Raw genomic sequence first — 21220 nt, forward strand, 5'->3', positions numbered from 1 at the left:
TTGGACAAATTGTAATAGAAAATTGTAACCCTAAACTATGAATAATTTTATCAATTTTTAGGTTAATTAATATTACTACTGCTATATGTAATAAGGAAATAATGTGAACTAATAAAATAGTTGGTAAATTAATTAGCTTGAGAGTCTTATTCCGTCGTTATAAATTTTTATCGCCTCAAAAATAAAGTTGGTAAATTTACATAAAATTCAATTACAGAAAAAAAAATATAAAATTATGAGTAATAAAAAAGTTAGTAAATTAATAAACCGATTACCTTGTTAAAAGAAATAAAGGCGATCGTGTAATGAGGGAATAAAGTTGTATAACTTTTTAATCCCTTATAAAATAAGTATTTCGAGACGATAATAATTGATATTTTGTTGATAACAATTCTATCATCAAAATAAATCCATTGGTTTAGTAAAAAGACCTGGGGCGATCGAGTTCTTTAGTGGCACTGTACGATCGAACTATTGAAAAATAGATTAGAAGATTTAGATATTGAACCTTACACCGTTGTAAGCCAACCATTGTTTTTTCTCTAAATAATCTGGGATAACTTGTTCTAGTTTTTGCCAAAATAATTGATTATGGGATGGTTCTAATAAATGGATCATCTCATGTACTAATAAATACTTGATTATTTCAGGAGGAAGCATTCCTACTCGCCAATGAAAGCAAAGATTTTTATTATCCGTACATGATCCCCATCTCGCTCCTAATTCTCTGACTTTTATTGATTTAGGTTCAACACCTATACGTTTATCGAAAAGGCTAATTTTATCGTTTAAATAGGTAAGTAAATGTGTTCGATACCATGCAATAAAATGTTCTCTAGCGGAGGGTAAAGCAGTATTTAAGAAGCAAAATTTTCCTTGATATAAATTCAGAGCATTGTCATTTATTTTCTCATTAATAATTTTCAGTCTATAGCTACGTCCTAAATAATAAAATCCTTCCCCTGATACATATTCTTTTGTTAGTTTATTTTGGTTTAAATTTTCTTTTCTGAGTAAATGGCGGTAAATCCATAGGCGACGTTTCTCTACGGTTTTGGCGATCGCATCTTCGGAGGCATCTGGTGGCACTGCTAAAATTAAATTTCCGTCTCTTTCCACAGTAATCCCGATAGTTCTACGTTTTTTACTCTGGCGTATTTCAAATTCTAATTCACCGAATGTAATATTGTTCATTTTAGGAAAGGGCAAAGGAGGGTATAATAAATGATTTGAGAATATCTAGTTAGTTAAATATATATGTTTGTGACGGGCTAATTGTACCAATTCATCGGCTAATTTTTCTTGTTGTTCAAAAGGCACTAAATCACGATCGTCCATATATCCTATTAGTGTTAGACGTAAATCTCTTTGTTTAATCGGATTTCGCCAAAAATGAACTATTCTAATTTCATCCTTAATTAATTTGACTATTTCTTTAGTTGCTTTAATTTGTTCGTTTAATTCTACGGTGGAATATTGTTCAATTAAACTTAAAAATGGTCTTTCTGTGATAGGATTTAAGCCTGTATTATCCTCTTTTCTACCTCGTTTTATATTTTGAACTAAATCTTGTAACGCTATTACTTGATTTTCCCAATTTTCTTTTAATTGTTCTACTATTTCCTCTAGTTTTTCACTGAGTTTTTTATAATAACTAGGATCATCATTATAATTATCACTGATATAAGCACGGGCGGCGTGTTCCATGGTGGCGGCTTGAGTTTTCGGGTTTTGATATTCTTCTACTTTTCGATAATTAAACCATAACTTTTTTTTGCATAGGTGCGATTAACACGGGCGATCGCCTGTAGCAATTCATGCTCTTTGATGGTACGATCTAAATATAAAACTTGTTCTAAAGGTGCATTAAACCCTGTTAAGAGCATACTTTTAACAATCAGGAAGGCTAAACCATCTTGATCAATGGGCTTTTTAAAACGGTTAATATGAATGTCTTGATTACTTTCATTTGTCCATTGTTGCCAACTATGAGGATCATCTTTACTACCTGAAATCACTGGAGCAAATTCTAAACGTCTAATGGTGTCAAGATGTTGGTAAGCAAGGGTTAAAAATTGAGTTTTTTCGTCTAAAGTTTCGATACATGATATGTCTATCTCCCGTAGAATAGTAGCACGTTTTTCTAATTCCTCTATTAATTGCTGTTGGGCTTTCTTCAGTGCTTCATAATATTTAATGGAAGCCAAACGACTACTGACGGCAATTTGAGCTTTAAACCCATTGGGTAAGATATGGCTAATATAATGCTTTAGCATATCTTTAGCTTTGGCTTCAATAATTTCTGTGGCTTCTAAAACTTGATTTTTACCTGCATATTTTTGTTTAATGACGGCTTTTTCGGCTTCGTTTTTATCTTGAAAAATTAAGTCAAATATCTGATCTAAATCATTCCCTTGTGTAACTCTAGCTCTCGCTTCAATGCCTTCGTAATAAATTGGTAATGTCACCCCGTCTTCTTGGGAATCTTTAATGGTGTATTGATCAATGTAACTACCAAAAATCTGACTGCTGGTTTTCTTGGCACTTTTAACAATAGGTGTACCTGTAAAGCCAATTTTGGCACTGTTGGGCAAGGCTTGAGAAAGGTTGAGATGTAGGGTATTAGTATGGGAGCGATGGGCTTCGTCAATAAAGACTAAAATATCTTCTGAGGGATTGAGATTGTTACTAATATTGATTTGATTATTGTTGCTATTTTCTTCTTCTGTGCCTGTATCGCCTCTAAATTTCTGAATCATGCCGAAAACTAACCCCGCTCCCTTTTGAGCGAGTAATTGCTCTAATTGTCTGACATTTTTGGCTTTTTGCATCGGCTCACCTGTTAATACTGCCGATTCTGCTAGTTGTTTTTCTAAGTCGGTGCGATCGGTAATTATTACTATCTTAAATCTTCTTAAGGCTGGTGTGGTTCTAATTTTCTTGACTAAATAAACCATAGTAAGGCTTTTTCCAGCACCTTGGGTATGCCAAATGATTCCTCCTCTTTGATCTGTGTCACCGTGTTGGCTACGGGGAGGATTATTTTCTAAGCGATCGATCGTTTTATGTACTGCTCGATATTGTTGATAATAAGGAATAATTTTTTTAATTTTAGTTTGTTCTCTGGTAAACAGGGTAAAATTTTGCAGTATGTTTAGTAAATGAGAAGGTTTTAACATTCCTGCGATTAACTTTTGACGATTATTAAGCCCCGTTACTTCTAATTGATTAGCTATTTTCTTTTCTGGTGTGGGATAGGTGTCTTTCCAAGGGGTATAATCGCTATAACTACCACCCACAGCCCCTACTACGGCTTGATGTTGAGAAACGGCAACCATCAAGAGATTATAGTGAAATAATTTTTCTGCTCCTTCGGGAGTGCTACTATGACGTTGATTAGAATATTTGAGTAAATCGGTAATAGCTTGTTCGAGGGGATAGTTAAGTTTTGGGCTTTTACATTCCATTACCACTAAGGGAATACCGTTAACAAATAGCACTATATCAGGCACAATATAGCCTTTATCTCCTGTTAGCCAAGGAGGATCAACTCGAAATTGATTAATAGCTAAAAAATCGTTATTTTCAGGGTTTTCAAAGTCTATGTAATGAATAGTAGTGTTTTTGCCGTCTTTTCCTTCGGTTACTGTACCTTCCCACAATAATCCGCTCATTTGCTGATTAATTTCTAATAGGCTATTACCTGTAACTCTTTGTAAAGCAGTAACGGCGGTATTGATTTGACTATCTTCTAACCATTGTTTACCATTTTCGTCTAAATTGAGTTCTTTTATGGCTTTTTTCAGTCTATCTGTCAAGATTACCTCTTTAAAGCTCTCTCGATCGGTCATTTCAGGAATAAATCGATCGCCCTCTAAATGTTGCCAGTTAAGTAGTTTTAAATGCTCAATGGTGGGCAATTCTGAAAGTAAATATTCTGGTGTCTGTTGGGGCATTTGTCTCAAGGGGTAAGGGTGAAACGAGAAATACAGATTATGATTACTTTTTGATTATAATATCTTAGTTAAATTTTTCTGTTACGGCTATGAATAAATATATTTATTGAAAATGTCTCCCCTTGTTACTCTAGCAGTTCTATTATTAGTTCCTCCATACATATACTTATAATAGTTACCAAATTCGTTATTTTGATTTTTGTTTTTCATAATATTTTCTCCTAATTCTGCTAATTTATGAGCTAAATTTTCTGGGATATTTCCTTGATGTTTAGCTATCTCAACTACCAAAGTAAAAAAGTTAGATTTGCGATACCAAATTGAATCATTCGGTAACTTTAAATCTTGAATAATAGCAAAGGTTTTGATCAATAGAGCTTTTATATGATTTTTATTTTTATATTCATCATTAAACTGCACAATATAGGTTTCTATTTCTTTATCTTGGGAAAAATAGCCACCTTCTTCTAAAGTTGACATCACTAGCAGAATAAAGTGTAAATCCGCCATGCGTGTAAATTCTGATTCGTAAAAAACTGAAAATTCTTTTAAGTCAATATTATGTAAAATATCTTTAGCAGTTTGGATAAATTCACCGTTATAAATAGCGTTATGAATTTCTACATCTTCTAGTTTAAATTTAGTTAAGTTAATTCTTCTAAATACTTCTCTAATATTTTGTTCATCGACTTCTCCTATATCTCTAACTACCATTTGATAAGATAAAAATTTACGTTTTTGTTCTTCTGTTAAGTCTTGATATTTAGGTATTTTTTTCAACAGTTTTTGATGTTCTCCATCAATATATTTTTTGATAGTTGTTAATCGTTGTTGTCCATCTATTACATACTCAATAGTGCGTAATTTATGAGTATCAATTTCTCCTTGACAGACATAAATCTCAGGGAAAGGATTACCTTTTAAGATAGTATCAATAAATTCCTCTTGATGGTCATTAGTCCAAACAAATTTACGTTGAAAATCTGGTTTTAGGATTAATTTACCACTTGCTATATTTTGGTAAATATCGGCGATTGTTGGGTTAGTTACTGAGGGTTTAATTTGTTGTGCTAACATTTTTATTCCTAATTTTTTGAGTGTTAATAATTTGTTTTAATGAACTTATTGTATATTTTTCAAAGTGAGAATAACTTTTAAATACTCCTGCTGAAACTTTATAATTTCCTATCTCTGATTTACCGTAAGAAATTGATTTAAAAAAGTCAAACCATTCTTGTTTTAATATATCAACTCCAAAGGATAAGGGTAGTTTATCGGGGCGAATCCAACCGATGGCAGTTATATTCAAGGAAAGAATGATATTGCTTTAATTCTGTCACGGTTATACTTTTCCTCGCTTTTCTTAATTCCATCTGATAGTCATAAATTGGTTCTAACATTTTTTCATAGAGTTGGGGTGAAACAATGGCTACATCTATATCAGAATCATAGTCAAATGGTTTTTGTTTAAAAAGACTAAATCCTAATTTAGCCGAACCTGTAATATAGATTTCATAAAAGGCAATGTTAAATTGATTGGCGATTTTTTTTCTAAATTCATAGTATTCATTTTCTCGATTATTAAATATATAGGGTGTGCCGTGAATTAAATATTTGCGACAAAAATCGGTTATTTCTTCTTCATTTTTTAGCTCAATTAATCTGTTTAAAAAGGCTTCTAAATTATTCATTTTTACGAGGGGCTGTAAATCTTATTTCTTTCATGTATCAGTCTATCCCCTCCCAAAGTTCTTCAAGGGGGTAAGTTTTCCCTTCTTTAGCATCTATTAAACTTTGTTTAAAGTCCGCTATAAGTTGCTCTTTACTGTCATTTTCTTCCGTGGTTTCGAGGTTAAGTTTTTCGATGATAGTCTCCCAAATGGTTAGGGGAATTAAAACATCAGTGGGTTTTCCTTCTTGGTTAGTTAGGTAGCGAATTTGATTGTTTAATGTGTCTATATTCATTTTTTGTTCTTGTTTACTGCTAATTTACCGCTAAATTAAACCAGTTTTGTTGTGCTAGTCTCTCCCATGCTTTTTTTAGATGATTTTCCTTAAATAATTGTCTTTTTCTCTCATTCCATGAATAGACAAGTTTAATGGCTTGGTTAACATCGTTACTAGCTTGGTTATCTTCTTGAGTAACTACCCAGTGAATTGTGGCTAACATTTCCAATCCGTAAGGATTTTCAAAGCCCATAATTAATTCTGCTACTTGATTTAATCTATCTTTAGCTTCGGGATGTTGTTGTAAGTATTGATTTGCTTTTTCTCTACCTTCGGGTAAAACATAAATTTGGGATTGTTGAGTTCGATCGCCATATCCTTTGATAAAATGCCCTTCTATTTTCTGTAAAACATGGTTTAAATTATCAGCATAAGGACCATATTGATTTTTACCATAACGTAATCTTAGAGGTTCTCCTGCCACTTGTAAAAAATAGGCTAGTTTCTGAATTTCTAATTTAGTTAGTTTATAACCAGGGATACCATACAATTCTAAAAGATGAATTAATAAAGCACGTCCTAAAGTCATGTTAGGTGTCTCTGTTGTGACTTTCATTTCTGTCACCGCAGGGCTTCCTATGGGTTCAAATATAATCACTTCTACCCCTTCTAAAAGGGCAAATGCTTCTACTATCAAAGGTTTTACTTCACTCCAATCTAAGCCCCCATTACCGCATCCGAGGGGCGGAATGGCGATCGATTTTATGCCTAATCTTTTTACTTCTTGAATGAGGGTTTGTAATCCTGCTTTTATATCCGTTAGTTGGGAATTTCCTCGCCAGTGTCGCTTCGTAGGAAAGTTAATAATATATTTGGGGAATAGTTGATTTGTGGAAGTAATGAACATCATACCAGGTGTTAAATGTCCACCGTCACAGATTTTTTTATATTCTTTGAAGTTATCAGGAAATGCTTGTTTAAATTGCAAGGCGATACCTTTACCCATGACACCGGCACAGTTAACGGTGTTAACAAGGGCTTCAGTATTTTCTTTTAGTATATTGCCTTGTTTAAATTTGATCATTTCCCTATTAGGTTATTAATTTTTTCTTTAAGTTTCGGAATCTTTGAGATACTTCACTTTATTTAGAGGGGATAAAAATTATTTGATTAATGTCCTTGTTTAGTGTTATTTAAAATAATTAGTTATGATAGTAAGTTTAGCTTATTTTTGTACTTTTTCCTAGATTTCAATTATTAAATTTTAATAATACCAATTTCGGCAAATGTTGACGGGGATTTGATGAGAGTGAGTTTGTAAAAGTTGGTTTACCTGTTGGGCGATCGAACTATCGATAACTGCGATACTGTTAATTAACTGCCAAGGGCAATATTGATAAACTAAAAATTCTGCTTGTCGGCGACGTTTGCGATCGGGAAATTGTGCGGTATCAGTCCACATCTTTGAATTCATTACATCCCAATCTATAACTGTGTTTAAATCTTTCAAATCATCATAAAATTCAGAATATGCCATAATACCATGACCATCGGTGAAAACAAAGGGTATTGAAGCGTTTTTGATGGTTTCTGCGGTGGTAACTAAATAAATTATGGGTTTTTGTCCTTGTGTATATCCTTGTACCTGTTTTTGATTGATGGCGTAAAGCATGGGGGAGCGAGGAGCAAAGTAAAAGGGTACATAGTCATGAAGTGTGCCTTTTTGCCCACAGGTTACGGAAGTTATGGCACGGCGATATTGAAGATTTTGATGGGCTATGTTTTGGTAAGTTTGATTTTGTCGTTTGAGGAGACTATTCGCTGTTAATTCACCACTTTTGATAATTGAGGAGAGGTTTTTTATATGAGTTATGTGATAAATTTCTGTGGGCATTTATTCACCGCCTTGATTATTTTTTAACTCCTATTATACAAAAGTATTTTCAAATTTATACTACATATAGTGTGTTTATTAATAAATTCTACTATATATAGCGGCTATAGTTTTTATTCTTCTAGTTATAGAACAAATGATTTACTCTTACTTTTCCTGTTAATAAGTCCTGCATTAATCCCTGTTTTTTCTGTTTTAATTTCTTTAAATATTGTTCTTCTTTTTCGATCGCCTTCTCTTGGGTATCTAAAATTTTTACTATTTTTACTTGTTCTTTTAAAGGAGGAGTAATGATATTTAATTGATTAATTTGATTTAAGTTAATTCTTGGTGGGGTACTAATAACAGAATTTAGATATTGTCGCTTTGCAAAATCAGAACGTAAAAAATATGCAATAAAATCTTTACTAGCTAAACTGGAAGAAATCCTTATTTTTGCCGATGCGGCATTACTATTACAAATACCAAGACTACCATCATAAAGGCAAACCCTGCCTATAGCAACTATCTTAGTTAATAAAATGTCATTTTTATAAACAATAGATTGAGGTAAAAGTTGATGTATTTTTTCTGATATAAAAGTTATGTGTTTAATGTCAAGCCCATAATCATAAATTGCTTCTGTCTTTAAAAAAGGAATACCTGAATCTTGAAAATCTAACAAATTAGTCATTGAAAAGCTACCAAAATCTTTAATAGGGCTTGAAAGAAGTGATTTTAATTCAACAACTTCCCAATTAATAGGAATTTTACCTAAAGGAGAATCTTTAAATTGTTCGGGGTGGGTGTCAGGGTTTCTTAATTCGCCCTTTTCGTCTAATCCTCTGGTTAATAAGTCTTGTAATAATCCTGCTTTGATTTGTTTTAGTTTCTTGATTAATGCTTCCGTAAGTTCGATCGAACTATCCACTTTATCCAATATTTCCGCTATCTTTTCCTGTTCTTTCAGAGGCGGTAAAGCAATAGGTGTAGCACCAACAATAGTTGTATTTAAGTTTGCTTGTGTTCCTGTTTGACCATAATTTTGAAAATTAGGTGTGTAAAAACGGAGAAAATGATATAAAAATTTTGTAGTTAAATATTTCTCATATTGATCAAAAACAACAAATCCATCGTGAATACAAACATCAATTTCAACGATCGCCGGTTCTCCTATTGTGGCACAAATACTCATTATTAATTGACCAACATTAACAGGAACACTTTTAGTTACTCCTAATGGCGATAAATATTGTTCTGTAGAATAAAGATGACCATTAGAACGAGTAACATCATTGATTCTAACCCATCCCCTACCTTCATCGGCGAACCAAATAGGGTTATCAATAGGTCTAGGACTTGCACCTCGTTTTATGTTTGTAATGTTGCTTAACTTAGTATATTCCCAATCATCAGGAATTAAACCAAGTGGCGAATCTTTAAAACCCATATTTTTAGACATAACCCAACCCCTCAAAAAAAGAATTTAACTCATTAACAACCTGACTCCTTTCCTCCTCAAGACAACGAAAAGTAACCCTATATTTATCCCACCAATTCTCAACCACAGCGATAACCTGTTGACGGTGTGCCGTTACATAACGCTCTAATTCTTGCTCTAAACCCTCAAAAAAGATAGCTAACACCAGTTTTTGACATTCATCATCCCTTAAAGCCCTTCTAGCCTCGTCTAAACGCTCAATTAAGTTATTTTTTAACTCTTTCAGTTCATTTTTAGCCTCTTTTAGCCTTTCCTTTAACTCATTATAGGGCAGTAACAATTCCTCAATTTCCGTTATTTCCAGAGTAATAGGAGTCACAAAAGCCTCTAAATCCGCCAATTCCTGCTCTAATTCTGTTGTATCTTCCCCTAGCTTCTTCTTAGCTGCGATCAAACCCTTATCCTTCACATTAGCACTGCGATTTAACCACTTAATCCTTTTTTCTGCATCCTTAATACTAGCTTTCAACTCCTTAACCCGATTATCCAACTCCTTCGCCACATTAAGCACCTCCTCCCCTTCTTCCGTATCCTCTCCCCCTTCTCCTTGCTCAAAACTCTCCTTTTCCTGCTCTAATTCCGCAATTTTCCCCTCTACCGTTTCAATTTCTGCCAAATAATCCGCCAATAACACCTTAACTAATTTATGATTAAGGGGATCAAACTTAGCTTTATTGCTACTGTCATCATTATCTACCAAACCATCCTTAATAGTATCCACCCAACTATCAACCAAACCATTAAAACCAGACTCCGATAAAGTCCGCAATTCATAACGCACCTCATCCCACCAACTAGCGATTACACCAGCCACCTTAAACCTATCCAATAACCCCACAGGTTGCAGAGATTCCACAAAGGAAGCCATAAAATCCGTTCTTAACTGCATCACCGCCTTATTTTCGGGCAATTTAGCCAAATTAGGGGCGTTTAACTCCCACCAACCCTTAAAAGCCTGATTTAACTCTTGCTCTTTGGCAATCACCCCCTTATCCTGTTCAATAAAGGGCTTAATTTGGTTTCTCTCGGTGATATGGGGGATAAAATCAAAATATTTCACGTTTGTTTAAATAATATATAGATTAGGTTTAGGTTCAATTCCCCTTCATTAAAGGGAATCATGCTAGGTGATGTATCATAATTCGCCAAGAAATAAATTTCATGACTTATAGCTTAAGTCGGCTAAAGCGACTAAAAACTTTTTGATAAATCGCTTTACCAGATTTTCGCCCAACGCTTCGAGATTGCTTCGTGCCTCGCTACGCTACGGGATTTATTGCGAAGCAGTTTATTGCAAGGGGGTTTATTCATTATATTTTAAGCTAAACTAGGAACATCAATAAATGTACAGAAAAACTGGACAGGTTATCATAATATGTTTTCGATCAAAACCACTTACACTCAAGCCAGAGAAAATTTAGCCAATCTTTTAAACGATATAGAAAATGATAATACCATTGCCGTAGTTAAACGACGTGGACATAAAGATATTGCCCTTTTGTGTGCCGATGAATTATCTAGCATTTTAGAAACTATATATTTATTGCGATCGCCTGTCAATGCACAACGTTTATTAGAGGCGTTAGAAGATTCAAAAAAATGGGATACTCAAACACCTCCATCTCCTAACAGTGTTGATGAGTTATGTGAGGAGTTAAATATTGAAAGATAAAAAGAAAAAAGCCGAGAAAAATCAAGGGAATATAACTAAAACTCAACCTAACATTATCAATTCAAGATTTCCAGTATTTCACCCTCGTTTTAGGGAAGATTTAGCATGGTGGTATCGCACAGATAAAACTAAAGCTAATAAAATTCTGGATTTAATTGAAGCTATTATCAAATCTCCCTTAGAAGGTATTGGTAAACCTGAACCACTAAAATTTTTAGATTCTGATACATGGTCTCGTAGAATTGATTTAGAGCATAGATTGGTTTATCGTGTCACTGCTGAAAGAATCGATTTTCTACAAGCACGTTACCACTATCAAAAACAATAAAGTTCGCCCCTTATTAGGGGTTAGGGGGGATCGTTTCATTGATTAAAGGGGATTATGAGGGATCATTATCAAAGTAAAATTGTATGTTGTTTAGTCGCTTTAGCTGACTTTTGCGATTAGCCTTGTCAATTTATTGCAAGGCGGTTGATTGATTACAAATCGGTTAATTGATGGCAAATTCGTTGATTACAAAGAGATTTATTGCTTTAAACCATTAACCCACAATGAAATAAATTTCATTGCTAACAGCGAAACTCTACTAAAGTGAGTTAATTTTTACGGAAAAATTATGTTTCTTGATTAACTCTCATAATTGCTCATTTCCATAATCATTAATTATTATCTTACTTTCTAGTCACTAAAATCTTGATCGAGTTAAAACCATGAGCTTGAAGTAAAGATAATTGGGCATCTACTTCCCTTTGAGGAATACCCCCTAAAATATGGGCAGTAACATCATGATTTTCGGGAGAGGGAGCATTATCAGCATAACGGCGAATATTGCAATTATAATCATTCTGTGCCAACTCCTCCTTACTAACCACCGTGGCATAGCCTGAAATTGACTTAAATTCAGTAAAAGTTGAAATAATCTTCTCAATATGCTCAGGTTTGAGATAATTTTGTGCTCTACCAACATAATATTCCCCATCTGCATTAATAAATAATACCTTACCCCGACGCTCTGGAGATTTTGCCCCTCCATGACGCATCACTAAAATACAAGCAGGGATACCAGTACCATAAAACAAATTGGGAGGTAAACCAATAACAGCTTCTAAACAATCCTTTTCAATCAAACTTTTACGGATTTTTTGCTCATCTCCCCCTCGAAATAACACCCCATGGGGCATAACAGTTGCCATAATTCCGTCTGGTTTTAACATCGATAACATATGTTGAGCGAACATTAAATCGGCTTTTTTGCCCGTTTCTGGACACCAACCATGACTAAAACGCTCTTTAAATTTAATCTCTTTTTTGGTGTAATTCTGAGAAAAAGGGGGATTACTCAAAACTCGATCGAACCGCATTAATTCATTACCATCTAAATGTAGAGGATTAGATAGAGTATCATCATTTTGAATATTAGCATCCCTAATTCCATGCAAAAGCATATTAATTTTACAGATAGCCCACACACCGCCATTATTATCCTGCCCTGCTAAAGCCAAATTATGAGAATCACCACCGCACTCTTCCACATATTGCTTGGCTTGAATCAACATACCCCCCGAACCAATACAGGGGTCATATATTGACATACCTTGCTCTGGTTTCACCAACCGCACCATTAACTGCACCACATCACGGGGGGTATAAAATTCACCGCCTTTTTTTCCAGCCGAGTCAGCAAATTCGGCGATTAAATACTCATAAGCTGCCCCCAACAAATCAGGAAAGACAAAATCATCATTGCGTAAACGATACTTACTAAAGTGCTGAATTAAATCCCTTAACTTACTATCTGACATCCGATTACTACCCACCTGACGGTTAAAATCGATATGCCCTAAGACACCCTCTAAAGCAGGATTACTATCTTCTAAAGTCGCCAATGCCTTATTTAAACCGTTAGCAACATCTTTATGTAATTCATCTCTGATATAATTCCATCTTGCTTTTTCTGGGATAAAAAAAGTTTCTATGTAGCGATTAGGGGATTCAGCCCGTTGTTTGGCTTCTTCTTCACTGCGTCCTTTAGTAAAATTTTCTTTAATAATCTCTTGATACCTTTGCTCAAATATATCCGAAGCCCTCTTTAAGAAAAGCATCCCAAAAATATATTCTTTAAATTCGGAAGCGTCCATTTTCCCCCGTAAAATATCCGCTGCCGTAAATAAATGTCGCTCAAGCTGAGGTAAAGTTAATTTTGCCATCCTTAATAATTTTTTTAATTGTTTGATTATAGTATGTTCTCTACTCCTATTTATCAATACTTTTTAAGTTTTTATTTAAAAAGTACTATAATTTTCAGCAACTAATAAAAAATTGATTTTATTTAACTCAATATAATCATCAAGAAAAACTTGATCTTTTTTAACTAAGTTTGAATCATCTGGATGATAATCAGGAATCCAAAAACTACTTTCAATATTAGGGATAAAGTTATTATCAAAATGTTGTTTTAATTTCTTTTGTAATAAATATTCATAAACAAATTGCTTTCTAACATTTTTTTCTTTATTTTCTTTTTGATTATTGCTATTAAAAAAATATTCAAAATCATAGTATTTTATATCAATTACGTTAATTAAAGTATTCTTATTATTCAATATTTTGTTTATAAATTTTTCAAATTCATTTTTAATATATTTTTCTAATTTATCTCGAAAAAGCGATCGAGTAAACACATTCAAATCATTAAAATTACCACGATCAGCAAAAGTAATATCTAATGGTTTTAATATCTTTTCACAAAAATTATCCCAAGTTAATATTTGCTTTTTTAGAGCTAAATAAAAAAATGATTAAAATAACTCATTAAGTTAAGGCATTTATCATCTATAATTTCTGGCACTTCCCAAAACGAATAAAAATTTTTAGGTAAAGGAGAATCAATAACTAAATATGTATTGTCTCGATTCGGATATATTTTTCCTAATTTTTGAGCTGTATAAATGTATTTTTCTTGACCAAAATAAGCAATGTTAATAAATATTGATTTACCTTTTTTATAGGTTTTAAAACCATTGTCATATCTAAATTGTGTTTTATAATCATAGTTATCCCAATCAGTAATAAATATTTCATAAGTTGTTTGTTGAATAAAATCACTATTTATTGAACTAAATAAAATAGCATCGGGATTTAAACAAACACCATTTATTTTAAAAACATTGTCAATGTCAATTACTTTTTCTGATGTTTTCAGTTTATCTATAATTCTCAGACTTAAATATTGAGTATCACAATGTAATAAATAAGATAAATTATTATTTTCTGCTAAGTAAGTTAAACACATTGATTCCCACACCGTATGAAAATTATTTATACCCCAAATTTCCCCTTCTTCGGCTTGATTTAAGTCGCCATATAAAAATAGTTCAGTAGCTTCGTAATATTCCCAGTAATCAGCATCTTTTATCGGTGTATAATTGTCGATCGTTTCTAAAGCATCTTTGAGTAAATTTAAAACAGATTCATAGGTATTTTCATCAAAAAGACTATCTTGAGAGTTTAAATAACGTTCTCTAAAATCTTCACCTAAAGATATAATTTTCGGATTTATTATTTCTTTTAATTGCTGTTTTATTTCACAAAATAAGTAACAATACATTGTAACTATATCAGTAGATTCAAATTGAACTACTTTTTTCGGTAGAAGCATTTGATCTACATAAATAGCATTATTAAGCAAATAAACCCCTTGATGTAAATATTTATGAATTTTGCTTAAATCAAATTTATCACTCTTACCTAGTCGAGAGGCGAAACTTAAAATTTTTGGCTCATTATAAGCATCTAATAATTTACCAAGAATATCAATTTTAGAATAAAAAATATTTTCGTTATCTTCTCCATCATCTTCGATATTAGAACCAATTTTAGTTTTTACAACTCCATCTCGATCGTTCGTTAACTGCCTACTATTATTATCTAAGTAACCTTTTTCTAAGCAAATACTTTTAAAAGTTGTAAAAATTTTATAAAAAAGAAAAAATAAATCTCTTTTACTATTAAAATTATCTAATTTAGATTTTTGTGAATTAAAACCTTTTGGTAAACAAAAACGCAAATTATATTCCTGTTTATCAATACCAACAAAAGAATAATTATTATTAACAAGTAATTGTAAAGAATTAAAATTAATCATTTGAATTAAACTAAAAATTATTATTTTAAAAAGGTATTTTATCTACTTTTTCCATTAGTTCAAGTTCGATTTTTTGATCAAAATATTCTCCTTTATATTAGGTTTTTCCCAACAGCAATACTTTGTCTAAAAATACTTCTGTGAGGTTTAAAAAGTCTGAATAAAGTGCGAGTTTTACTGTAGAATTTTTATCATCACTAAGAAAATTCTCTAAAGGTCTTTTATCTCTAGCAAATACACTATCCCATAAATAAAACATTAACTTATCTTTTACTTTTTGAAGCTCAATTTTATCGTTTTCTGGCTTAATAAACCACCATCCAATCATCTTATCTTCAATACGTCTAATAGTTTGATAATTAGATTTAATTAACTCATTAATGCCTACTATATAATAGTACCAAGATTCATGAGATTGATCATTAATAATTAATTTAACATCTAATAATTCCAGAGGAATATCATGGTAAAAAAATGCTCCCACTAGGGCATTAACAAATTCCCAATCCCAACGTCTTTTAAAAGCAGTATCAAGATAATAAATTGATTCATCTGAGGTGTTGATTGTGGCAATAATTGATAAGTTAGGTGGTAATTTTATTTGACATTTTAGTAATATACTGCAAACTATAGCACCATTGTTATTAATATCATTTTTAAGATTTTCTGATTGATTTTTTAAAGCATTTGAATAGTCAATATAACCACCATTTTCTTGAAATTGCATTCTAATTTTATTATTACTACTGATTTCAACACTTAATTTCATTGCTTGAAATAAACCCACTAATTCCATTTCAGAAATATCTATTTCATAACTTGACCAACCATCACTTTCACGATCGAGTAATTGAAAAATATTACCAAAAATAGCGGCACTATTTCCTCTATTTAACTCATCAATTACTAATAAATAATTCTCATTTTTACCCTCAATTAGAGATTTATAAGCCTTTCCTAAAATCTTCAAAAAATGTCCTGGATAAAATTTATAAATTACTGAGCTTCCCTGAGTAAAAGGTAATAATTTACCCATAAAATCAGCGTAACTATATTCAGGATGAAAAACCGCTTTCACGATGTTGGGAGAAGTTTTAGTAAATTCATCGATCTGAATATTTAATTGTTGTTGAGCAATTTCACGAATTTGATAACTTTTACCTGTACCCGGACTGCCAAAAAGAATTTTTTGAATTGGTTTCATTGATATGTTACTTGAAAAACTGATTTGATTATTGATTTCACAAAATCCGTAAACTGGACGATTTGATAATCTATTTATTTCTATAATTTTATAACCATCCACTGACAAAATATTATTATATCTCTTAAGTAATTCTTGTACATTTTCTGGCTCTCTAACAGTAGGATGTAGTGTTTCACAGAGAAATTTTAATAGATACTCGTCATCATTACCATCATTTAGACTAAATCGATCGTCTTCATCTTTAAAAATCCAATTATTATCTTGCCAATCCCAATTATTTATTCGATGTTGCCAAATATCACCTTTAGCATCCTTGAATCTGCCATCAGTTGAAGGTAATTCTTCTAAGTTATATAATCTTTCCAAAAATATAATTTCCTCATCATCTCCTTCATAATCTCCCCAATAATTAAATTCTTTGTAAAATAAGTTCGCAATTTGTTTTCTCGTAACTTCTGTTATTTTTTTCACGTTTTGATTTATTAAAACTTGTAATAATATATGTTGAGATATACAACTTTATTTTAAATTATACAACTTTATTTCTCTATTACATGGTGGGCAATGCCCACCCTACGGTTATTCTACTGTTACTGATTTGGCAAGGTTACGAGGTTGATCTACGTCTAAACCGCGCATGGATGCAATGTAATAGGATAACAACTGCAAGGGTATCACCGCCAAGATAGGCGACAAAATTTCCTCCACTTCAGGCACAATTAAAGTATCCTGAAACATATCTTCTTTATGGTTTTGGGGTAAAACTCCGATTAAACGTGCATCCCTTGCCTTCGCTTCTTGGGCATTGGAAATCACCTTCTCATAAACACTTCCTCCCATGGCGATCGCAACTACGGGTACATGAGCATCTAAAAGGGCGATCGGACCATGTTTCATTTCTCCCGCAGGATAGCCTTCAGCGTGAATATAACTAATTTCCTTGAGTTTTAATGCACCCTCCAACGCAATGGGGAAGTTAATACCTCTACCTAGAAAAATAAAATCTTTGGTATCGGGGAATTGATGGGCTAAATCTCGGATTTTTCCTTCTTCAGAATGAATAATTTGTTCGATTTGAGTAGGTAATTGCAGTAAACCTTTTAATATTTCCTCCATCCGTGAAGGAGTGACGGTTTTTCTTCTCCAAGCCAAATCAAGGGCAAGGATATAAAAAGCAATCACTTGAGCGACAAAGGTTTTCGTTGCCGCCACCCCAATCTCAATTCCAGCGTAGGTATTAATTACTTGATCCACCATACCACCTAATGTACTTTCAGGACGATTTGTAATACCAAGAATACAAGAGCGATATTCGGCACTTAGTACAGATCTTCTCTGTCTCTCCATCTCAAGAGCGGCAAGGGTGTCGGCAGTTTCACCCGATTGAGTAACGCCAATTGTAATTGTATTACGCATAACTGGGGTAGGAGAATAACGAAACTCAGAGGCATATTGTACAAAAGTCGGAATTTGTGCTACTTGCTCTAGTAAATATTTACCAACTAAACTTGCGTGCCAAGACGTACCACAGGCGACAATCTGAATATGTTCTAAATCTTGATAAATTTCCGGTTTGAGGTTTAAGGTAATGGGATTTTCTTCAGGGTTACTTTCTGAGTGCCAATCAGGATTTAGATAGGCTTCTAAACAGGTACGCACTACGGACGGTTGTTCGTGAATTTCTTTGAGCATAAAGTGACGATACCCTTGTTTTTCTACAGTAACCGGACTCCAATCAAGGGTACGAGGGGTTTTGCGTAAGCGTTTGCCAGAAAAGTCGTAAACTTCAACTCCTAACGGTGTTAAACGGGCAATTTCGCCATTTTCTAGGGTTAAAACGGTGTTGGTGTGATGCACTAAAGCGGTGACATCAGAAGCACAGAAAAATTCTCCTTGTCCAAATCCGATGGTTAAGGGGGCACTTTGACGGGCTACAATTAATTCATCAGGATAGTCAACGCATAAAACCCCAATGGCAAACGCACCATCTAAACGGTTGACGGCTTTATTCACGGCATCCATAAAGGGATCGTCACTGTCGGGGTTATAATATTGAGCGATAAGGTGAGGGATTACTTCGGTATCGGTTTCCGAGAGGAATTGACAACCTTTAGCGATTAATTCCTGTTTCAATTCTTGGTAGTTTTCCACAATGCCGTTTTGCACGACGGCGAATCTACCTTGATTATCTTGGTGAGGGTGGGCGTTATGCTCTTCTGGTTTACCGTGGGTTGCCCATCTGGTGTGCCCGATGCCGATGTTACTGTTATTGCTTTCTTTCTCTAATTTGGTGCGTAAATTGTATAATTTGCCCTTAGCTCTGGTAGAATGAATTTTATGATCGAGAATAGTGGCTACTCCAGCGGAGTCATATCCCCGATATTCCAATTTTTCCAAACCACTGACTAAAATATCGATGGCAGTTTGTGTTCCAATATAACCGACTATTCCACACATAATTTTAATAATCAATAATTTTAATTTTGATATATTATAAGCAATTACTCATCGTTCGCCCATTTTCATCAGGAAACTTACCCTTCCCTACAGATTGCCTCTACCTAAATTTCCAAAAGAAGTTTATTTTTGCTGTAAATGTTTGATTAAAGTTTCTTCTGTTAATGCTGTTTTTAAATGTTGCCAAGGCAAAATTTCCCCCATCTGCCAATTTTCATGAACATAATAATCTAAACCCGGTATTTTTCCTTTTAATTCTTTAAATGCCCGTTTATAACTGCCTAAGGTATCCCCATAATTACGAGTTAATTCTAGTAACTTACTTAAACGGCGATCGCCACGAGAAATAAGAGCTTGAATTACTGACCAACTATAGCTTTCAGGGCGTAAATCAACGCCAATTTTTCGTAAATTTTTCTCTAAATATTGCAATCTTTTTTTGCTGTCAGGGTTAACCCCAAACCATTGGAAAGGAGTGTGAGATTTTGGAACAAAAGTACTGCATCCAAAGGTTATTTTTAATTTTGGGGCGGCTTTTTTTACTTGTGCCATCATCTCAATAGTGGCATCTATATCTGACAAGTCTTCTTCAGGTAAGCCTACCATGCCATAAAATTTTATCGCTTTTAATCCTCCTGCTTGGGCATTGATAGCCGCTTCGATTATTTCGTGATTTTCGAGCTTTTTATTGATTAATTGTCTAATTTTAGCAGAGCCACTCTCAATAGCAATAGTTATAGAGCGAGTATCTCGTTTTTTGAGAAATTCCGCTAATTTTTCTGTGACGGTATTTGTTCTTACGGAAGCAATACTCACTCTGACATCATCAAATTGGGATTGCGATAAGTAGTCGATTAAAGTATCAAATTCAGGATGTTGAGTTACAGATGCACCTAATAAACCCAAGCGATTTGTGACTTTTAAGCCTCTTTCTATGGCAGGAATTAAAGAAGCCTCTAAACTTGCCGTGCGAAAGGGTAAAGTAAGGTAACTTGCCAAGCAAAAACGACACATTTCTGGGCAACTTCTTACCACTTCCACCATATAAATATTTTCCCATGCGGCTTTTTCTGTTACTACTGTTGAAGCGGATAAAATATTACCTCGATAAGTTTGTTTTTCTACCGTTTCAGGAATCTGATGATTAATAGTTTTAATACTCTCAATTTTACCGTCTTTTTCTTGATAGTTAATTTCGTATAAATTTGGAATATAAATACCTGATGTTTGAGCTAAATGAGTTAATTTTTTTAGGCGATCATTTTGTCTAATTTGTTGGTAACTATCGATAAAAGTACCTAATAAATTTTCACCATCTCCTAATAAAATAATATCAAAAAAATCCGCAAAAGGTTCTGGATTAGCAGTAAAAACAGGACCTCCACCAAAAATTAACGGGTGATTTTCGTTTCTATTTTTAGACTAAATAGGAATACTTAAAAATTCCAATAAATTTAGGATATTAACATAGTCTAATTCCCAAGAAAAAGAAAAACCAACTAATTCAGGATTTCGAGGTAAATTTTCATGAATATTTGTAAATAAACGACTAACAGCAATATCATTTCTTAAAGAAAAATTTGCCCAAACTAATTGATAACCTAAGCTGGTAATTCCCACAGTATATTCATTGGGAAAAGCAAAAATTAAAGGGATAGGATTAGAATTTTTTTGTGAAGGAGTAAATAGTAACTTTTCTTGGGCAAAAACTGTCATATAAATTTAACTATATTTGAGGATTAAAAATTAATTAATAGAACTAACATTATCAACTAATGATGTAGAGTTATCTTGATTATCAAGTAAAGAAGGACGAAAACAGATATATAATAAAGTACCGATTAAAGGGGTAAATGTTATTAACCAAAATATAGTTTTATTTTCTATACTTCTTTGAGTTAAATCATCAGCAATAATCGCAGGAAATAATAAACATAAACAGCAAAAATCTAAACTCATAACGTGAATAAATTTGCTAGTTTGCCATTGTAGAATGAAGTCTTGCCAATCTCCTTTTGTCACGGCAATAAAAATTAAAGTGAAACAAGAAAGGGTAACCAAAATACTATATAAACGAGAATCAAGGATTTTAATAATGAGGGTTTTTTGTGCGATAAAGTTAGTATTTTTTTGACGAAAAGCAAAATAAGGTAATAAGGCAAATGCCCCTAAAAAGAAACTACCGATAACGAAAGGAAAGGCTTTATTTTTTTGCCCCCTTCCATCAATAATTAAGAAAGAAGCATAAATAAAGGGTAAAATTCCCATAATATTAAATAGGCAAATAATGACAGGGTTAATGCCTTCCCATTTGCCAGTAGAAAGATTAATAATTAAGTCTAAAGTTTCAGGATTATCTGGCGGTGCGAAGAAAACTGCGTATAAAATAAATCCTAACCAAAGAGACAAAAATCCGATAGTTTTAATCATATTCAATAAGTAATGAGTAATCAGTAATAGGT

Annotated in this window: 19 protein-coding genes and 1 pseudogene; 2 read left to right on the forward strand and 18 right to left on the reverse strand. The window is 33.0% G+C overall.

Annotated elements, in window-relative coordinates:
* Positions 1-495: 495 nt before the first annotated feature.
* The 11 genes from FWJ34_RS09285 to FWJ34_RS09335 all read right to left on the reverse strand — a co-directional run bounded on the left by FWJ34_RS09285 (position 496) and on the right by FWJ34_RS09335 (position 10337).
* The gene (locus FWJ34_RS09285; protein ID WP_308255038.1) at positions 496-1194 is read right to left on the reverse strand and encodes a SprT family zinc-dependent metalloprotease; all 699 of its coding nucleotides are present in this window, start codon (positions 1192-1194) and stop codon (positions 496-498) included.
* A 45-nt stretch (positions 1195-1239) separates the two neighbouring features.
* Positions 1240-1707 (reverse strand): hypothetical protein, encoded by a 468-nt coding sequence (locus FWJ34_RS09290; protein WP_308255039.1) that lies wholly within the window; start codon positions 1705-1707, stop codon positions 1240-1242.
* Between the two features lie 35 nt (positions 1708-1742).
* Positions 1743-3956, reverse strand: a complete 2214-nt coding sequence (locus FWJ34_RS09295) for an HsdR family type I site-specific deoxyribonuclease (RefSeq protein ID WP_308255040.1) — start codon at positions 3954-3956, stop codon at positions 1743-1745.
* An 87-nt stretch (positions 3957-4043) separates the two neighbouring features.
* Positions 4044-5033 (reverse strand): DUF262 domain-containing protein, encoded by a 990-nt coding sequence (locus FWJ34_RS09300; RefSeq protein WP_308255041.1) that lies wholly within the window; start codon positions 5031-5033, stop codon positions 4044-4046.
* Positions 5014-5265, reverse strand: coding sequence for a hypothetical protein (locus FWJ34_RS09305; RefSeq protein WP_308255042.1), 252 nt, complete (start codon positions 5263-5265; stop codon positions 5014-5016). The genes FWJ34_RS09300 and FWJ34_RS09305 overlap by 20 nt, the downstream gene beginning before the upstream one ends.
* Complete coding sequence (locus FWJ34_RS09310) at positions 5228-5647, reverse strand: hypothetical protein (protein WP_308255043.1); 420 nt, start codon at positions 5645-5647, stop codon at positions 5228-5230. Before FWJ34_RS09310 ends, FWJ34_RS09305 begins: the two co-directional genes overlap by 38 nt.
* A 37-nt stretch (positions 5648-5684) precedes the next feature.
* Entirely contained in the window at positions 5685-5921 is a 237-nt protein-coding gene (locus FWJ34_RS09315) for a hypothetical protein (RefSeq protein WP_308255044.1), read from the reverse strand.
* 19 nt (positions 5922-5940) lie between these two features.
* Positions 5941-6987: a macro domain-containing protein gene (locus FWJ34_RS09320; RefSeq protein ID WP_308255045.1), complete on the reverse strand. Its 1047-nt coding sequence runs from the start codon at positions 6985-6987 to the stop codon at positions 5941-5943.
* Positions 6988-7167: 180 nt separating this feature from the next.
* Positions 7168-7797, reverse strand: coding sequence for a DUF4433 domain-containing protein (locus FWJ34_RS09325; RefSeq protein WP_308255046.1), 630 nt, complete (start codon positions 7795-7797; stop codon positions 7168-7170).
* A 121-nt stretch (positions 7798-7918) separates the two neighbouring features.
* Positions 7919-9238, reverse strand: a complete 1320-nt coding sequence (locus tag FWJ34_RS09330; protein ID WP_308255047.1) for a restriction endonuclease subunit S — start codon at positions 9236-9238, stop codon at positions 7919-7921.
* Positions 9231-10337 carry a hypothetical protein gene (locus FWJ34_RS09335; RefSeq protein WP_308255048.1) on the reverse strand — a complete coding sequence of 369 codons (1107 nt, stop codon included), beginning with the start codon at positions 10335-10337 and terminating at the stop codon, positions 9231-9233. Before FWJ34_RS09335 ends, FWJ34_RS09330 begins: the two co-directional genes overlap by 8 nt.
* Before the next feature lie 315 nt (positions 10338-10652).
* On the opposite strand from FWJ34_RS09335, the gene FWJ34_RS09340 reads away from it, so the two are divergent.
* Together FWJ34_RS09340 and FWJ34_RS09345 are read left to right on the forward strand one after the other, a co-directional pair.
* Complete coding sequence (locus tag FWJ34_RS09340; protein ID WP_308255049.1) at positions 10653-10949, forward strand: type II toxin-antitoxin system Phd/YefM family antitoxin; 297 nt, start codon at positions 10653-10655, stop codon at positions 10947-10949.
* Positions 10936-11277, forward strand: a complete 342-nt coding sequence (locus tag FWJ34_RS09345) for a Txe/YoeB family addiction module toxin (protein ID WP_396231810.1) — start codon at positions 10936-10938, stop codon at positions 11275-11277. The genes FWJ34_RS09340 and FWJ34_RS09345 overlap by 14 nt, the downstream gene beginning before the upstream one ends.
* Positions 11278-11621: 344 nt before the next feature.
* Here FWJ34_RS09345 and FWJ34_RS09350 read toward each other — a convergent pair whose 3' ends face one another.
* The 7 genes and pseudogenes from FWJ34_RS09350 to FWJ34_RS09380 all read right to left on the reverse strand — a co-directional run bounded on the left by FWJ34_RS09350 (position 11622) and on the right by FWJ34_RS09380 (position 21188).
* Positions 11622-13157 (reverse strand): class I SAM-dependent DNA methyltransferase, encoded by a 1536-nt coding sequence (locus FWJ34_RS09350; RefSeq protein WP_308255050.1) that lies wholly within the window; start codon positions 13155-13157, stop codon positions 11622-11624.
* A gap of 75 nt (positions 13158-13232) precedes the next feature.
* Complete coding sequence (locus tag FWJ34_RS09355; protein WP_308255051.1) at positions 13233-13553, reverse strand: hypothetical protein; 321 nt, start codon at positions 13551-13553, stop codon at positions 13233-13235.
* Between the two features lie 179 nt (positions 13554-13732).
* Positions 13733-15094, reverse strand: a complete 1362-nt coding sequence (locus FWJ34_RS09360; RefSeq protein ID WP_308255052.1) for a hypothetical protein — start codon at positions 15092-15094, stop codon at positions 13733-13735.
* A gap of 97 nt (positions 15095-15191) precedes the next feature.
* Positions 15192-16772: a hypothetical protein gene (locus FWJ34_RS09365; RefSeq protein ID WP_308255053.1), complete on the reverse strand. Its 1581-nt coding sequence runs from the start codon at positions 16770-16772 to the stop codon at positions 15192-15194.
* 108 nt (positions 16773-16880) lie between these two features.
* Positions 16881-18758, reverse strand: a complete 1878-nt coding sequence (glmS, locus tag FWJ34_RS09370; RefSeq protein WP_308255054.1) for a glutamine--fructose-6-phosphate transaminase (isomerizing) — start codon at positions 18756-18758, stop codon at positions 16881-16883.
* 123 nt (positions 18759-18881) lie between these two features.
* Positions 18882-20474 (reverse strand): annotated as a pseudogene (locus FWJ34_RS09375) (B12-binding domain-containing radical SAM protein).
* 30 nt (positions 20475-20504) lie between these two features.
* Positions 20505-21188 carry a DUF2834 domain-containing protein gene (locus FWJ34_RS09380; RefSeq protein ID WP_308255056.1) on the reverse strand — a complete coding sequence of 228 codons (684 nt, stop codon included), beginning with the start codon at positions 21186-21188 and terminating at the stop codon, positions 20505-20507.
* Positions 21189-21220 lie beyond the last annotated feature (32 nt).

It is taken from the genome of Geminocystis sp. GBBB08 (genome assembly GCF_016743215.1).
In the GTDB taxonomy this organism is placed as follows: domain Bacteria; phylum Cyanobacteriota; class Cyanobacteriia; order Cyanobacteriales; family Cyanobacteriaceae; genus Geminocystis.

Coding starts and splice junctions, on each gene's coding strand:
- FWJ34_RS09285 (WP_308255038.1), bottom strand. CDS start 1,194: ATGAACAATATTACATTCGGTGAATTAGAATTTGAAATACGCCAGAGT.
- FWJ34_RS09290 (WP_308255039.1), bottom strand. CDS start 1,707: ATGGAACACGCCGCCCGTGCTTATATCAGTGATAATTATAATGATGAT.
- FWJ34_RS09295 (WP_308255040.1), bottom strand. CDS start 3,956: ATGCCCCAACAGACACCAGAATATTTACTTTCAGAATTGCCCACCATT.
- FWJ34_RS09300 (WP_308255041.1), bottom strand. CDS start 5,033: ATGTTAGCACAACAAATTAAACCCTCAGTAACTAACCCAACAATCGCC.
- FWJ34_RS09310 (WP_308255043.1), bottom strand. CDS start 5,647: ATGAATAATTTAGAAGCCTTTTTAAACAGATTAATTGAGCTAAAAAAT.
- FWJ34_RS09315 (WP_308255044.1), bottom strand. CDS start 5,921: ATGAATATAGACACATTAAACAATCAAATTCGCTACCTAACTAACCAA.
- FWJ34_RS09320 (WP_308255045.1), bottom strand. CDS start 6,987: ATGATCAAATTTAAACAAGGCAATATACTAAAAGAAAATACTGAAGCC.
- FWJ34_RS09325 (WP_308255046.1), bottom strand. CDS start 7,797: ATGCCCACAGAAATTTATCACATAACTCATATAAAAAACCTCTCCTCA.
- FWJ34_RS09330 (WP_308255047.1), bottom strand. CDS start 9,238: ATGTCTAAAAATATGGGTTTTAAAGATTCGCCACTTGGTTTAATTCCT.
- FWJ34_RS09340 (WP_308255049.1), top strand. CDS start 10,653: ATGTTTTCGATCAAAACCACTTACACTCAAGCCAGAGAAAATTTAGCC.
- FWJ34_RS09350 (WP_308255050.1), bottom strand. CDS start 13,157: ATGGCAAAATTAACTTTACCTCAGCTTGAGCGACATTTATTTACGGCA.
- FWJ34_RS09360 (WP_308255052.1), bottom strand. CDS start 15,094: ATGATTAATTTTAATTCTTTACAATTACTTGTTAATAATAATTATTCT.
- glmS (WP_308255054.1), bottom strand. CDS start 18,758: ATGTGTGGAATAGTCGGTTATATTGGAACACAAACTGCCATCGATATT.
- FWJ34_RS09380 (WP_308255056.1), bottom strand. CDS start 21,188: ATGATTAAAACTATCGGATTTTTGTCTCTTTGGTTAGGATTTATTTTA.